The 15,320-nt window shown below is 59.0% G+C and carries 10 protein-coding genes; all 10 read left to right on the forward strand.

Annotated features, from left to right (window positions below; all coding sequences use genetic code 11):
• The first annotated feature begins 314 nt into the window (after positions 1-314).
• The 10 genes from HMPREF1986_RS12800 to rlmN all read left to right on the forward strand — a co-directional run bounded on the left by HMPREF1986_RS12800 (position 315) and on the right by rlmN (position 15,204).
• Positions 315-3,392, forward strand: coding sequence for a DNA translocase FtsK (locus HMPREF1986_RS12800; RefSeq protein ID WP_021773251.1), 3,078 nt, complete (start codon positions 315-317; stop codon positions 3,390-3,392).
• Positions 3,393-3,600: 208 nt separating this feature from the next.
• Positions 3,601-5,268 carry a formate--tetrahydrofolate ligase gene (locus HMPREF1986_RS02890; protein ID WP_021773252.1) on the forward strand — a complete coding sequence of 556 codons (1,668 nt, stop codon included), beginning with the start codon at positions 3,601-3,603 and terminating at the stop codon, positions 5,266-5,268.
• A 201-nt stretch (positions 5,269-5,469) separates the two neighbouring features.
• On the forward strand, positions 5,470-6,963 hold the full coding sequence (locus HMPREF1986_RS02895; protein ID WP_036599022.1) for a UDP-N-acetylmuramoyl-L-alanyl-D-glutamate--2,6-diaminopimelate ligase: 1,494 nt from the start codon (positions 5,470-5,472) through the stop codon (positions 6,961-6,963).
• A gap of 9 nt (positions 6,964-6,972) precedes the next feature.
• Positions 6,973-8,289, forward strand: a complete 1,317-nt coding sequence (locus tag HMPREF1986_RS02900; RefSeq protein ID WP_021773254.1) for a UDP-N-acetylmuramoyl-tripeptide--D-alanyl-D-alanine ligase — start codon at positions 6,973-6,975, stop codon at positions 8,287-8,289.
• A 10-nt stretch (positions 8,290-8,299) separates the two neighbouring features.
• Positions 8,300-10,327, forward strand: coding sequence for a replication restart helicase PriA (gene priA, locus HMPREF1986_RS02905; RefSeq protein ID WP_021773255.1), 2,028 nt, complete (start codon positions 8,300-8,302; stop codon positions 10,325-10,327).
• Between the two features lie 58 nt (positions 10,328-10,385).
• Positions 10,386-10,883, forward strand: a complete 498-nt coding sequence (def, locus tag HMPREF1986_RS02910; protein ID WP_021773256.1) for a peptide deformylase — start codon at positions 10,386-10,388, stop codon at positions 10,881-10,883.
• Complete coding sequence (gene fmt, locus HMPREF1986_RS02915; protein WP_021773257.1) at positions 10,880-11,899, forward strand: methionyl-tRNA formyltransferase; 1,020 nt, start codon at positions 10,880-10,882, stop codon at positions 11,897-11,899. Before def ends, fmt begins: the two co-directional genes overlap by 4 nt.
• 223 nt (positions 11,900-12,122) lie before the next feature.
• The gene (locus HMPREF1986_RS02920) at positions 12,123-12,827 is read left to right on the forward strand and encodes a zinc metallopeptidase (RefSeq protein WP_021773258.1); all 705 of its coding nucleotides are present in this window, start codon (positions 12,123-12,125) and stop codon (positions 12,825-12,827) included.
• Positions 12,828-12,852: 25 nt separating this feature from the next.
• On the forward strand, positions 12,853-14,115 hold the full coding sequence (locus HMPREF1986_RS02925) for a transcription antitermination factor NusB (RefSeq protein WP_036599031.1): 1,263 nt from the start codon (positions 12,853-12,855) through the stop codon (positions 14,113-14,115).
• Positions 14,116-15,204 (forward strand): 23S rRNA (adenine(2503)-C(2))-methyltransferase RlmN, encoded by a 1,089-nt coding sequence (gene rlmN, locus HMPREF1986_RS02930; RefSeq protein WP_021773260.1) that lies wholly within the window; start codon positions 14,116-14,118, stop codon positions 15,202-15,204.
• Positions 15,205-15,320: the final 116 nt, after the last annotated feature.

Below are 15,320 nucleotides of genomic sequence, written 5' to 3' on the forward strand. Positions count from 1 at the left end.
ACCGCCGGTATTCGCATTCCGAGCTTCGCTCTGCATGCTCATACCTGCAGTCTTGTCCGATGCCAGAATGTCCGCCCATGCGAGCATGGCGTCCATTCTGTCGCCTGACAAGGAACTTTTACGGTAAAGTGCCGCAAAAAATAGGAAAAGAGGCGTGGAAATTTGGGCGGAAATAAGCTATAATACAAAATATCGGGGGGGAAAAAAAGAGGCAGGAGGCTTTTCTTTAAAAGAGGAGGAGCGGGCTTCGGATTTTGATTCTGAGAGTGTAGAGAGGGGATGCCGGGATATCGGCGGCAGCATGTGGGGTTTGAATGACAGCTAAGGGAAAGAGCAGGAAAAAACGGGAAGCGGAGTCGGAGCTTAAAAAGCAGGGTGGCGGCGCGGGGAGGAGCGCGGGAAAGAACTCTGTCAAGGCGGGAGGACGCGGAAGGACAAGCTCGGAGAAGAGGAAGAGGGGAAGGAAGACGGCGGAAAAGAGCGCCGCTTCCCGCTCGCTCAGTGCCGCTCCCTCTTCGGATCCGGAGAAGGCGAGTTTCCGGGAGGAGCTGCTTTTGCTTCTCGCTCTTTCCCTTTCCATATTTCTTTTTCTAAGCAATCTCGGGCTCTGCGGGCCTGTGGGGGATCTGCTCCGGGATCTGCAGTTCGGGGTCTTCGGGCTGCTGGGGGGACTGCTCCCCTTTGTCCTTTTTTTCACGACGGCGCTTCTCCTCTTTGCGGGGGAGGATCAGAACAGCTCCAGAAGACTTTGTGCGGCTCTTCTTTTTCTCCTTTTTCTCGGAGCCTTTTTGCAGCTCACGGCGGGAGGCGGTGTCGCGGGGAAGGATATCCGGGAAATCTATGAGGAGGGTGCCTCCGGAGGAGTCGGCGGAGGCGCAGTCGGCGGGGGGCTCGCCCTTCTGCTCTGGCAGGCCGCCGGACAGGCGGGAGCTCTGTTTCTCCTCTTTATGGGGATGCTGTTCTGCCTCGTCTACGCCTCGGGCCGGCCTCTGCTTGCCCTTTTGATGGGCTTTTCCGCGGGGAAGGTGAGAGAGGCGGAGGAGGGGATCCGGAGACTTTCATCCGCTTCGGAGGCTGGGAGGAGAACGGCCCCGGCTCCGGCCGCGGCACGGGAGTTCACGGAGATTGACCTTTTGCAGGGAGAGAAAACAAAGCCGGAGAGCCTTCCTCCTGAAGAAAAGAGGAGCGGGGAGGAATCCGAGGAGAAGGGGATTCTGGATTCCTTCCGGGACTTCATCCGAGGGGAGGAGAGCAAAGGAAAGGAAGATGCGGCGGAGGACAGCTCTGCCTCCTCTCTCAGAATCAAGGGACTCCCTCAGGAAGAGAGCTCCCGGCCCACGGAGGAAAAGCGGGATCAGAGCGGGGAGAAGGAAAAAGCGGAGGGGGGAAGAAGAGAGATCGAGCTCCCTGTCCTTCCCGGGAGAAGGAAAAGAGCGCAGCCGGCAGAGGACTATCTCGATTCCGAACCGGATTATGCGAAATACGGCATGTGGATCGAGCCGGAGGACGATGCCTGGGGGCATAGAGGGGGCATGGATGAGGACGCGGGTCCTTCCCTTCCCCTTACGGAAGCTGCGGGGCCCTCGGGAGTGCGGAGGAGAAGAGCCCGCATGGATTCGAAGCGGAGGCGGGGGATTCGCGGGAGCAGGAGCTTCCCCAGCGTTTCCGACGGGGCTGATATCGCAAAGGAAGGGGCGGGGATGGAGTCCGTCTCCGAGGAGGAGCTCTGGATCGATGAGAAAGAGGCACTCTCCCGTGAGCTTCACGCAGCCGCCCCGGATCCTGTCCGGCTGAGTGAGGAAAGGGACAGGGAGAAGACCGAGGAAAGCCGGAAGGCTGCGGATCCCTCGCCAAGGGAGACCTCGGAATCCTTCGGCAAAGAGGAAAGGGGGAAGCCTCCTCGGAAGGGGAAGGAGCACAGCTACCATATTCCGCCGCTCTCTTTCCTTAAGACAGGAGGGGCACAGGGCGCGGACAGCAGGGAGGAAATCGAGCGAAATGCTCTCACGCTTCAAAAGACGCTGGAGAGCTTCGGCGTCGGAGTCAGTGTGAGCGATGTCTCTGTGGGACCCGCCGTCACCCGCTATGAGCTGCAGCCGGAGCAGGGGGTAAAGGTCTCCCGCATTGTCTCCCTGAGCAATGACATCAAGATGCGGCTCGCCGCCTCCGATATCCGGATCGAAGCGCCGATCCCGGGGAAGTCCGCAGTCGGCATCGAGGTCCCGAATCGGAACAGCCAGACGGTATATCTGGGAGATATCCTCTCTTCAGCGGAGTTTCGGAACGCGAAGATGGAGCTTTCCTTCGGGGTCGGAAAGGATATCGAGGGGAAAACGGTGGTGACGGACATCGCGAAGATGCCGCATCTCCTCATCGCCGGTGCGACGGGCTCCGGGAAATCGGTCTCCATCAATACTTTGATCATGTCCCTGATCTATCGCTACAGCCCGGAGGAGGTGCGGATGATCATGGTGGATCCGAAGGTCGTGGAGCTCCAGGTCTATAACGGCATCCCCCATCTGCTGATCCCCGTTGTGACGGATCCGAAGAAGGCCGCCGCCGCTCTGAACTGGGCGGTCGCCGAGATGAGCGATCGCTATAAGAAGTTCGCGGAGGCCGGAGTCAGGGATCTGAAGGGCTATAACAGGAGGATAGCCGAGCTCGGAGGGGACGCGGCGGCGGAGAAGCTTCCGAAGATCGTCATCATTATCGATGAGCTTGCGGATCTTATGATGGTCTCTGCCCAGGAGGTGGAGGAGGCGATCTGCCGGATCGCGCAGCTTGCCAGGGCCTGCGGCATGCATCTTGTGATCGCGACCCAGAGACCTTCCGTCAATGTCATCACGGGGCTCATCAAGGCCAATGTCCCGTCGAGAATCGCCTTTGCGGTATCGAGCGGGGTGGATTCCAGGACCATCATCGATATGAACGGCGCGGAGAAGCTCCTCGGAAAGGGAGATATGCTCTTCTTCCCCCAGGGGATTCCGAAGCCGGTCAGGGTGCAGGGGGCCTTTGTCTCCGATCAGGAGGTGCAGGATGCGGTGGAATATCTGAAGGAGCACACGGAGAGCGATTACAGCGAGGAGCTGAGCTCCAGCATCGAGAATCCGCTCTCCGGAGAGAGCAGGGCGGAGAGCGACAGGGATGAACTCTTCCGGGAGGCGGGAGAGCTTGTCACTGAGGCGGAGAAGGCCTCGATCGGCATGCTGCAGCGGAGATTCCGTATCGGCTTTAACCGCGCGGCCCGCATCATGGATCAGCTCTCGGATTATGGAGTGGTCGGAGCGGAGGAGGGGACGAAGGGCCGGAAGGTCCAGATGACGAAGGAGGAGTTTCTATCGTTCCTTTCGGAGAGAGAAGGGGAGAGTGCCGAAGCAGGAGGGCGAAAATAGGAAAGAAAAAGAAATAGGAAACAGGAAATAAGAAATAGGAAAGAGAAAGAAGTGGGAAAGAGGAGATAGAGAAGAGGGCATAGAGAAGAGGGCTGAGACAGAAGGCATAGAGCAGAGGGATAGAGATAGAGAGAGGGAGAAAACTTCGTGCAGCAGGAGAAATTATTCTAATTTCTCTGGTTTATACATCAAGCAAGGAGGAAAAAAGATGAAATCGGATATCCAGATCTCCCAGGAGGCGGAGCTTCGCAGAATCAGGGACGTGGCGGAAAACTATGGCATCCAGGAGGACGAGCTTGAGCTCTACGGAAAGTACAAGGCGAAGCTTTCCCGCGAGCTTTGGGACAGGGTGAAGGATCGGCCGAACGGGAAGCTTGTTCTGGTGACGGCCATCAATCCGACGCCGGCAGGAGAGGGAAAGACGACGACCTCGGTCGGTCTCTGCGACGCACTGAACCTGCTGGGGAAGAAGGCTGTCGTCGCGCTCCGCGAGCCGAGTCTCGGGCCCTGCTTCGGAGTCAAGGGAGGTGCCGCAGGCGGCGGATATGCCCAGGTTATCCCGATGGAGGATCTGAACCTGCACTTCACCGGTGACTTCCACGCGATCACCAGTGCGAACAATCTTCTCTCCGCGATGCTCGACAATCATCTGAAGCAGGGAAATCTGCGCAGGATCGATCCCAAGAGGATCGTGTGGAAGAGAGTCCTCGACATGAATGACCGTTCCCTTCGGAATATCGTCATCGGACTCGGCGGCTCCGGGGACGGGGTTGTCCGGGAGGATCACTTTATGATCACGGTGGCCTCCGAGGTCATGGCGATCCTCTGCCTTGCGACGGACGAGAACGACCTAAAGGAGCGTCTGAAGAGAATCGTCGTGGCCTATGATGTGGAGGGGAAGCCCGTGACGGCGGACGACATCCAGGCGGCAGGCTCCATGGCAGTTCTCCTTAAGGACGCTTTAAAGCCGAATATCCTCCAGACGCTGGAAGGCAATATAGCGGTCATCCACGGCGGACCGTTCGCGAATATCGCCCACGGCTGCAACTCCGTTCAGGCGACTCGCTTCGCCCTGAAGCTCTCCGATATCGCGATCACGGAGGCGGGCTTTGGCGCGGATCTCGGCGCGGAGAAGTTCTTTGACATCAAGTGCCGTATGGCGGGCTTCCGTCCGGATGCCACGGTTTTGGTTGCCACAGTGCGCGCTCTGAAGTATAATGGCGGCGTGGCAAAGGCGGATCTTGCGGGAGAGAATCTCGAGGCGCTCAAGAAGGGCATCGTCAACCTGGAGAAGCACATCGAGAATCTCCATGAGTTCGGCATGCCGGTCGTCGTCGCGATCAACCGCTTCCCGACGGATACCGATGCGGAGCTCAAGTTCGTCGAGGACTTCTGCCGGGAGAGAAATGTGGAGTTCGCGCTCTCCGAGGTCCATGGAAAGGGCGGAGAAGGCGGAAGACAGCTGGCGGAGACCCTGCTCCGGGTGCTCGATGAGGGGAAGGCGAATTTCCGCTTCGTCCAGGAGGACGGACAGAGTCTGAAGGAGAAGATTGAGGCCGTCGCGAAGAAGATCTACGGCGCCTCCAAGGTGAGCTTCTCCCCGAAGGCCACAAAGGAGCTTCAGAAGTATGAGGAGCTCGGCTTCGGCGGCTTCCCGGTCTGTATGGCGAAGACCCAGTACAGCCTCTCCGATGATCCGAAGAAGCTCGGGAGACCGAGAGACTTTGAGCTCACGGTGCGGGATGTGAATGTCTCTGCGGGAGCCGGCTTTGTCGTCGTTCTGACGGGAGATATCATGACGCTTCCCGGACTTCCGAAGAGACCGGCGGCCGTTGATATCGACCTCGTCGACGGAAAGATTGTGGGGCTGTTCTAAGGAGAAACAGATTCCGAAAAAAGATTTGCGCTATGGGCGTGATACCGAAAAGCTGTGCGAAACGCCGATCCGGTATCAGGCCGGATAAGGGGAAGCGCTGATGCCGAAGTGCTGCGGCATCGGCGCTTCCCGCAGTCTATGGGCGCTTTCCCGGCTTTTCGGAGGAGAACTGCGATAGAGGGGAGAGGGAGGAGAGGAATTATGGCAAAATTCAGCGAGTGGCTGGACGGGCTTGACTACGAGCTTTTGCATGGAGACCCGGAAAAGGTAGAGATCGGGGAGGTCGTTTATGATTCCAGAAAGGCCGGAAGGGGTTCGGTCTTTGTCTGCATGAGAGGAAGCACGACGGATTCCCACTCCTTCCTCCAAAAGGTCATCGCGGAGGGGACGGAGGCGATCGTCGTGGAGGAGGAGAGCGCAATGCTCCCGGTGGATCTTCGGGAGATCTATGAGGGCATCGCGGTGGTGAGGGTTCCGTCCTCCCGCGAGGCTCTCGCGAAGCTCTCCGCCGCGCGCTTCGGCTTTCCGTCCCGGGAGATGAGGATCATCGCGGTCACGGGGACGAAGGGAAAGACGACGACGGCGCATATGATCCGGAGCATACTGGAGAGCGCCGGAGAGAGCTGCGGCCTCATCGGAACCACGGGTGTTGATTATGCGGGGATCCATGAGGAGACGAAAAATACGACGCCGGAGTCCTATGAGCTTCAGGCCCTCTTTCGGAGGATGGCGGACAGAGGCTGCGGCTATGTCGTGATGGAGGCGAGCTCGCAGGGATTTAAGCTCCACAGGACCGACGCGATCGACTTCGACTATGGCATCTTCACCAATATCGAGCCGGACCACATCGGCCCGAATGAACATAAGGACTTTGAGGAGTACAAATACTATAAATCCCGCATTTTCCGGCAGAGCAGGGTCGGCCTCATCAATCGGGACTCCCCCTATGCGGAGGAGCTGATCGCGGGGGCGAAGTGCAGGATGTACTGCTTTGGCATCGATAAGAGCGCGGACTTTATGGCGGAGGGCATCCAGGCTGTCAACAGCCCCGACTTTGTCGGATCGGAGTTCCAGGTGATCGGCATGGCGAAGCTCGATGTCCGGCTGAATCTCCCCGGAAAATACAATGTCTACAATGCCATGGCGGCGATCTCCGTTAGCTCCCTCATCGGGATCCGGAAGTCCGCGATCCTAAAGGCGCTCCGCCTCATACGGGTGAACGGCAGGATGGAGCTCGCCTTTAAGAATGATACCATGTCCGTGATCGTCGATTACGCCCACAATGCGATGGGCATGGAAAATCTCCTTGAGACGCTCCGGGAATATCATCCGAAGCGCCTCGTCGTGGTCTTCGGCTGCGGGGGAAACCGCTCGAAGGAGCGGAGATACGGCATGGGGGAGACCGCGGCGAGGCTTGCGGACTTCTCTGTCCTCACTGCGGACAATTCCCGTTTCGAGCGGACGGAGGACATTATCTCGGACATCAAGTCCCGTCTCGTCCCTCTCGGGGGCCGCTATGCGGAGATCCCGGACCGGCGGGAGGCGATAGAATACGCGATGAAAAACGCGGAAAAAGGGGACATCATCGCCGTGATCGGGAAGGGGCACGAGGACTATAATGAGGTAAACGGCGTGCGGACCCACTTTCTGGACCGGGAGGTCATAGAGGAGACGGCGAGAAAATTTTCATTGTGAGGAGGAGCTATGGAGACTGCGCTTTCCTTTCCCTTTGATGAGAGAGGGATAGAGAAAATATACCTGGATTCCCGGGAGGACGGAAGAGGAGGTCTCTTCGTCCCGATCATCGGGGCGCATAAGGACGGGCACGACTTTATCGAGATGGCGGTCGAGAGGGGCGCAGCGGCCGTGCTCTCCTCCCGCGATGTGACGGAGCTTCAGAAGAAATATCCCGAGGTCCGCTTCTGGCAGGTTCCGGACACGAGAGCGGCGCTCCAGGAGATCGGTCGCTATGAGAGAGCGCGCTTCCGGGGGAAGGTGATCGGCGTCACCGGCTCCTCCGGGAAGACGACGATGCGCTCGATGCTCGCCCTCGCGCTCTCCTCGGAGCGGAGGGTTTTTCAGACTGCGGGGAATGCGAACTCGCAGCTCGGCGTCCCGATCACGCTCTTTCAGCTCGCAAGGAGCGGGGCGGAGATTGCCGCGCTGGAGCTTGGGATGTCGGAGCCCGGGGAGATGACGAGGATCGCCTCTATCGCCCGTGTGGACCTCGCCCTCATAACGAATATCGGTACGGCGCATATCGAAAACCTGAAGACGAAGGAGAATATCCTCTTTGAAAAGCTCCACATCCTGGACGGCGCAGCGGACGGAGCGGCTCTCTACCTAAACGGAGAGGACCCGCTTCTATCCTCTCTCACGGAGGAGAGGATTCACGAACTCGGAATCTCTGCGGGAAAGAGGGTGGAGCTTCATTTTTACCGCGCTAAGGAGGAGATCCCGCTCTCTGCGGCGGGGCATCATATGCAGCAAAACGCCGCGGCGGCCCTCGCCGTCTCTCTGGATCTCGGACTTCAAAGGGAGGGAGTGCTCCGGGCGCTCCGGGGCTTTTCCGGGCTGAAGGGGAGGGGGGAGAAGCTTCTCTCAAGGAGCGGGATCGGGATCCTGGATGACTCCTATAATGCCTCTCCGGATGCCCTGAAGGCCTCGCTCCTTGTGCTTTCAAAGGAGGAGGGGAGGAGAAAAATCGCGCTTCTCTCCGATATGCTGGAGCTCGGGGGGAGGAGCGAGGAGCTGCACGAGGACTGCGGCGCCTTCCTCTCCTCCCTTCCGATCGACAGGGTGCTTCTCTATGGGGAGAAATCCCTCGGCATACTCCGGGGTATCCGGAGGGAGGAGAAGCGGAGGGGGGACGGAAGGCAGATCCCCGTCTCGCATTTTTCAAGCGCGGAGGAGCTCTACCGGGAGCTCCTCCGGGAGGCGGCCCCCGGGGATCTGGTCCTCTTTAAAGGCTCTCATTCCATGGGACTTTCTGATCTGGTGGAGCGTTTTCGAGAGGAGTGAGAGAGAGGAATTGTACGCAGAGCTTATCGTAGATATCAAGAGTGAGGCGCTGGACCGGGCCTATACCTACCTTGTCCCGGAGGGGATGGAGCTTGCGCCGGGGGACAAGGTCTCCGTGCCCTTCGGCAGGCAGGAAAAGACCGCCTACGTCCTCTCCCTCAGTGAGGAGACGGATTACGACGCGGGGAAGATCCGGGAGATCCGCTCCAAGGTCGAGGGGGCGGTCTCCGTCAAGGAGCAGCTGCTCGCCCTCGCCGTCTGGATGTCGGAGGAATACGGCACGACCCTGAACCAATGCCTGAAGACGGTGCTTCCGGTGAAGAGGACGGTGCGTAAGAACCGAAGGAGAGTCGATCCGCTTCTCCGCTACCATGGGGTAGAGGAGATCCCGAAGCTGAACCCGGAGCAGGAGGCGGCCCTTTCCGAACTGAGAGAGGGATATCGGCGCTGCTTTTCGGAAGAGGGAGAGGAGAGGAAAGAGGGAGAAGATCCGCCGTCCTACCTCCTTTTCGGAGTCACCGGCTCCGGGAAGACGGAGGTCTATCTCAGGATCTTGGAGGAGGTGATCCAAAGCGGGAGACAGGCAATTCTTCTCATCCCCGAGATCTCCCTCACCTATCAGACAGTGCTGAGGGTCAGCGGGAGATTTCAGGGGAGGACCGCGATCCTTCACTCCCGCATGAGCCTCGGGGAGCGCTATGAGCAGTATCTCCGCTGTGAGAGAGGGGAGGTCGACATCCTGATCGGACCGCGCTCTGCGGTCTTTGCGCCCTTTTCCAGACTCGGGCTTATCATCATGGATGAGGAGCAGGAGGGCGCCTATAAATCGGAGACTGCCCCCTGCTATGAGACGAGGGAGGTCGCGGAAAAGAGGGCGGAGCTCTCCGGCTGCCCGATTCTCTACGGTTCCGCAACTCCCTCTCTCACGATTTACCGGGCGGCTCTCTCCGGAAGGCCCAGGCTCCTTCGCCTGAAAAAGCGCGCCGTGCCGGGGAGCTGCCTTCCCAAAACGGAGATCGTGGATCTTCGGAGAGAGCTCTCGGAGGGAAACCGTTCCGTCTTCTCCAGGAGGCTCCGGGAGCTCATGGAGGAGAAGCTCTCCCTGGGGGAGCAGATCATGCTCTTTATGAACCGCCGCGGCTATTCCAGCTTTGTGAGCTGCAGAAGCTGCGGAGAGGCGATCCGATGTCCGCACTGCGATGTGAGCCTCACGCTCCACCGGGACGGGAGGCTCCGCTGCCATTACTGCGGCTATGAGCTCCCCCTCATGAAAAGCTGCCCCTCCTGCGGCTCTCCCTATCTCGCGCCCTTTGGGACGGGGACGGAGAAGCTGGAGAGCCTCTGCCAAAGAGAGTTCCCCGGCGCGAGGCTGCTCCGCATGGACAGGGACACGACCGGGAGGAAGGGGGGATATGAGGAGATCCTCGAACGCTTCCAAAACCGGGAGGCGGATATTCTGATCGGGACGCAGATGATCGTGAAGGGACATGATTTCCCGGGCGTCACGCTGGTGGGGGTCATCGCAGCGGACCTGAGTCTTTTCAGCCCGGACTTTCGCTCCCAGGAGAAGACCTTCCAGCTTCTCACGCAGGCCGCGGGGAGGGCGGGGAGGGGGGAAAATCCCGGGACCGTCGTGATTCAGAGCTACCAGCCGGAGCACTATGCGATCGTTTTGTCCATGAGGCAGGATTACGAGCTCTTCTACGAGAAAGAGCTGGCCTTTCGGGAAATGATGGGCTATCCGCCCTGCTCCAGACTTCTCACGATCCGGCTGAGCTCCGCGGACGAGAGCTTTCTGGAGGCTGTCAGCTCCCAGAGCTTTTCCCGTTTCGAGAGCCGGGCGAGGGATGCGGGGGCGGAGCTCATCGGACCGCTCAACGCTCCGCTCTATAAGCTAAAGGATATTTTCCGGAAAATCATCTATATTAAGCATGAATCGCATGATATAATAATAAAATTGCGAAAGGACTTCGCAAAGACGGTCCGAAGCTTTGACCGGCGGGGGCTGATCCTTTTGCACTACGATCTGATACAATGATTCGGACATAAGAAATGCCGGATATCGGGAGATCAGAGCGGGAAAAGGGAGGTAGGAAATGGCGCTTCGATCCATCAGAGAGCTGGGAGATCCGATTCTGGAGAAGGAATGCAAAGAGATTAAAAATGTGACGGAGCGGACCAGGGAGCTGATCCGCGATATGCTGGATACCATGTATGAGGCAAACGGCGTGGGACTCGCGGCTCCTCAGGTCGGCGTGCTCCGCCGGGTCTTTGTGATCGATATCGGCGACGAAAAGCGCTATGTGTGCATCAATCCGGAGGTGAGCGTGCTGGGGGAGGAGCTCCAGACCGGCCCCGAGGGCTGTCTCTCCGTGCCCGGGAAGGAGGGGACTGTCACCCGCCCGATGCGCGTGCATGTGAAGGCGAAGGACATCGATTTCAAGGACTATGAATTCGATGCGGAGGGACTTCTGGCCCGGGCGGTCTCCCATGAAAACGACCATTTAAACGGGGTGATGTATACGACAAGAGTCGAGGGAGAGCTCCGGGACGTGGTCTACGGGGAGGCGGAAGCGGAAGAGGAGGAGCTGTGAGGCTGATCTTTATGGGGACTCCGGACTTCGCCGCGGAGGGGCTTAAGGCGCTTCTTGGAGCGGGACATGAGATTTCCCTCGTTTTGACGCAGCCGGACCGCCCGAGGGGGCGTCACAGCGCGCCGAGAAAGTCCGAGGTAAGGCTTCTTGCGGAGGAGCACGGGATTTCGGTTCTGACACCCTCCCGCCTTTTCACAGATGAAGAGGCGATAGGACGGATACGGGAGCTCGCCCCGGAGCTCATCGTGGTGAGCGCCTTCGGGCAGCTTCTCCCAAAGGAGGTGCTGGAGATCCCCGATTACGGCTGCGTCAATATCCACGCCTCCCTCCTCCCGAGATTCCGGGGCGCATCCCCCGTGCAGTGGGCGATTCTCTCCGGTGACAAAGAGAGCGGCGTCACCACGATGCAGATGGATGAGGGACTCGATACGGGGGACATCCTGCTCCAGGAGTCCATCCCGCTCGCAAAGGACGAGACGGGCGGTTCCCTCTTTGAGAAGCTGTCGAAGCTCGGCGGGAAGCTCATCCTGGAGACGATCGATGGTCTGGAGAGAGGGACGATCCAAAGGAGAAGGCAGCCGGAGGAGGGGGCCCTGAGAGTCGGCCTCTTAAAAAAAAGCAGCGGCCTTCTCAACTGGAACGAGCCCTCGGACAGGCTGGAGCGGAGGATCCGCGCTCTGAATCCCTGGCCGGGGAGCTTCAGCTATCTTTTGGGAAAGCAGTTAAAGCTCTGGAAGGCGGACAGCCTTCCGGGGAGCGGGGATGCGGGAGAGCTTTCCCGGATCGGAAAACTGGATGAAGAGCGCATCCTGTCGGAGGCGGAGAGAGCGAAGCTTTCCCGGGAGGATTTTCTCTTTCGGGGAGATGCGGGAGAGCTTTATCTCGAGAAGGGAGGAAACGACATCCTCATCCGCTGCGGGGAGGGCTTTCTCCGGATCCTCGAGCTTCAGGAGGAGGGTAGAAGGAGAATGGATGCCGCCTCCTTCCTCCGGGGCCGCAGGATCTTTCCCGTTTAAACTTCTGTCATCCGTGAGGACAAGAGTAAGAATTGGAAGCGAGGCCGCCTTGCTGTTCGGGCGAATGGAGCCGGAGAGTAGTCACCTTGGTGTTCGAGTGCGGGCGGATAGAGGAAGGCATGATCTCAGAGCATGAAATGCGGCGGAGAGGCAATGCGGCGGGATTACGGGGCGGCAGTGATAAGACGGACTGGGCTTTTCCGGGGGAAAGGAGAGTGAAGCAGTGTATTCTTATTATCCGGGCTATTTTGACTGGACCTATCTTCTCATCCTGATCGGCGCGCTGCTCTCTGTCCTCGCAAGCGCCAATGTGAGACATACCTTCGAGCGCTACGCCGCTGTTCCCGCCTCCGCGGGGCTCGATGCCGAGGGGGCAGCGCGCTTTATCCTTTCGAAAAATGGGATCGGCAATGTGGAGATCCGCGGAATCCCCGGGGACCTGACGGACAATTATGTGCCGTCGCAGAAGATTTTAAATCTGTCCGATTCCACGAGGCACTCCGGCTCCATCGCGGCGATCGGTGTCGCCGCACACGAGTGCGGGCACGCGATTCAGGATGCGGTCGGCTTTTATCCCCTGATCCTTACGAGAACGATCAGTCCGCTCTGCGCTTTCATGTCCCGGATCTCGATCCCGCTCATCCTCTTTGGCTTTCTGATCGGGCTGACGCCGCTCATCCAATTCGGGATCCTCGCCTTTATCATCGCGATCTCCTTTCAGATCATCACGCTCCCGGTGGAGTTTGATGCCTCCCGGCGGGCGGTGAAGACCTTAAGGGAAAATCATATCCTTTCGGAGACGGAGCTTCGCGGCGTGAAGGCTGTCCTCACGGCGGCGGCTCTCACCTATGTCGCGGCGGCGGCCTCCTCCCTCCTTCAGCTTCTCCGGCTTTTGATCCTGTCGAGAAACCGGGACAGAAGGGACTGAGAGGATGGGAGAGGGAGGAAAGAGGATGAGAGGAGAGAGGATTCGAAGCCCGGAGGATCCGAGGAATATGGCACTCTCGATCCTTTTTGATATTTTTGAGAAGGGGAAGCATTCCCATATCGCGCTTCGGGAGGAGCTCTCGAAGCATAAAGCCATGTCGGAGCGGGACCGGGCCTTCCTCACAAGACTTGTGAACGGGACGGTGGAGCGAGCTGTGACGCTGGATTATTTTCTGGACCGCTGTTCCCGTCTCAAGCTGAAGAAAATGAGGCCTCTCCTTCGCACACTGCTTCGGATGGGGAGCTTCCAGATCCTGTTTTTAGACCGGGTGCCGGACAGCGCGGCGGTCAATGAGAGCGTAAAGCTCAGCCATCGGCGGGGGCTCTCCGGACTCTCCCCCTTCATAAACGCCGTTCTTCGGAGGATTTCGGGAGAGAAGGAGTCGATCCTAAGCTTGCTCCGGGAGGAGGGGGAGATCCCGGAATATGTGCGCTTCAGCCTCCCGGAATGGCTCTATCGCTTTCTGCTCTCCGAGTACGGTAGGGAGGAGACGGAGAGGATGGCCGCCTACTTTCTCTCGGAGGAGCATGGAAATTACGTGCGCTTTCGGGACGGAAGATGCGAAAGACGCTCCGGAAATCTCTCTGAGGAGGAGGCCTTTCGAAGCGGGGAGATGACGATACAGGATTATTCCTCCCAGCAGGTCGGTCTCCTCGCATCCCCGGCGGGAGGGGAGCTCGTCGTCGATGTCTGCGCCTCCCCCGGCGGGAAATGCTGCCATGTCGCGGAGCTTCTCAGGGGGAGCGGGAGAGTCGATGCTCGGGATATCACAGAGGAAAAGATCCGTCTCATCGAGGAAAATATCGAAAGGCTGCATCTTAAAAATATCAAGGCGAAGCTCTGGGATGCGAGAAGGCCGGATCCCTCTCTCACGGATTCGCTCGGGAGAGGAAAGGCGGATCTTCTGCTCTGTGATCTCCCCTGCTCAGGGCTCGGTGTCCTCCATAAAAAGCCGGACATCCGGTTCTCCGCGGGGCCGGAGAGGATCCTGGATCTGCAGAGGCTGCAAAGGGAGATTCTGGACTGCTCGCAGAGCTATGTGAAGCCGGGGGGCCGCCTCATCTACTCCACCTGCACGCTGAGCCGCGCGGAAAATGAGGAGAACCGGGATTATATCCTGGAGCACTTCGCCTTCACGCTTCTCTCCGAGAGGAAGTTCCTCCCGGGGCAGCCCTCGGACGGCTTCTATATCGCGGAGTTTCGCCGAAGGGAGGAGAAGGAGGTCTGAATGCAGGAGATACGGGAACTGAGTCTGCCGGAGCTTCGGGAAAAGATGAGGGAGCTCTCCGAGAAGCCCTTTCGGGCGGAGCAGATCTACAGCTGGCTGCATGAAAGGCTCTGCGCCTCCTTTGATGAGATGTCGAATCTGAGCCTCCCACTTCGAGAGAAGCTCAGGGAGCATTTCCGTCTCTTCCTCCCGGAGCCTGTCAGAATCCTTTCCTCCAGTCTGGACGGAACCCGGAAGTTCATCTTCCGCCTGGAGGACGGACATATCATTGAATCGGTCTTTATGCGCTACCGCCACGGCAATACCGTCTGTATTTCCAGTCAGGTGGGCTGCCGCATGGGCTGCCGTTTCTGCGCCTCTACTCTGGAGGGACTTGCCCGGAATCTGAGTGCCGCGGAGATGCTCACTCAGGTCTACCAGATTCAGCGCCTTTTAGGGGAGAGGATCAGCAATGTGGTCGTCATGGGATCCGGGGAGCCTCTGGACAACTATGAGAATCTCACGAAATTCGTGCGGATGATCTCGGATGAGAGGGGGCTTCATCTCTCCCAGAGGAATCTGACGGTGTCGACCTGCGGTCTCGTGCCGGAGCTTCTCCGGCTCTCGGAGGAGGGCTTCCAGCTCACGCTGGCCCTGAGCCTCCACGCGCCGAAGGATGAGATCCGGCGAAGGCTCATGCCGATCGCAGCCCGCTATCCTCTCTCAGAGCTTCTGCCCGCGGTGCGGCATTACTTCGAGAGGACGGGGAGGAGGGTGAGCTTCGAGTATTCCGTCGTCCGGGATCTCAATGACACGAAAGAGGAGGCGGAGGCTCTCTCTACTCTTCTCAAAAAGCTTCGGGATGGGGGAGAGGGCTCTGCAGGGCAGCAGAAGGGCTTTCCCCTCCATGTGAATCTGATTCCGGTGAATCCGATCCGGGAGAGGAGCTGGGAGAGGCCGGAGCGAAGGAGGATAGAGGATTTTCAGCATGTCCTCGAGAAAAACGGCATTTCCGCAACGATCCGCCGCGAGATGGGGGCGGACATCTCCGGGGCCTGCGGGCAGCTCCGCCGGGATTATCTCGGGGAGAAGCGGTGCGAAACGAATTAGCATAGATACAGGATGCGGGAGAGGAGAAGCGGAGGGAAGCTGCCCTGTGCCTGGGGGATAAAGCGGGAAAGGGCAGCGGAGCTTTCGCTTTATGCCATCGAAACAGAGGAGAGGCG

It is taken from the genome of Oribacterium sp. oral taxon 078 str. F0263 (genome assembly GCF_000469565.1).
In the GTDB taxonomy this organism is placed as follows: Bacteria; Bacillota; Clostridia; order Lachnospirales; family Lachnospiraceae; genus Oribacterium.

What these genes read in the sequence shown, in the direction of transcription:
- HMPREF1986_RS12800 (WP_021773251.1), top strand. Translation starts at nt 315, where the DNA reads ATGACAGCTAAGGGAAAGAGCAGGAAAAAACGGGAAGCGGAGTCGGAG.
- HMPREF1986_RS02890 (WP_021773252.1), top strand. Translation starts at nt 3,601, where the DNA reads ATGAAATCGGATATCCAGATCTCCCAGGAGGCGGAGCTTCGCAGAATC.
- HMPREF1986_RS02895 (WP_036599022.1), top strand. Translation starts at nt 5,470, where the DNA reads ATGGCAAAATTCAGCGAGTGGCTGGACGGGCTTGACTACGAGCTTTTG.
- HMPREF1986_RS02900 (WP_021773254.1), top strand. Translation starts at nt 6,973, where the DNA reads ATGGAGACTGCGCTTTCCTTTCCCTTTGATGAGAGAGGGATAGAGAAA.
- def (WP_021773256.1), top strand. Translation starts at nt 10,386, where the DNA reads ATGGCGCTTCGATCCATCAGAGAGCTGGGAGATCCGATTCTGGAGAAG.
- HMPREF1986_RS02925 (WP_036599031.1), top strand. Translation starts at nt 12,853, where the DNA reads ATGAGAGGAGAGAGGATTCGAAGCCCGGAGGATCCGAGGAATATGGCA.
- rlmN (WP_021773260.1), top strand. Translation starts at nt 14,116, where the DNA reads ATGCAGGAGATACGGGAACTGAGTCTGCCGGAGCTTCGGGAAAAGATG.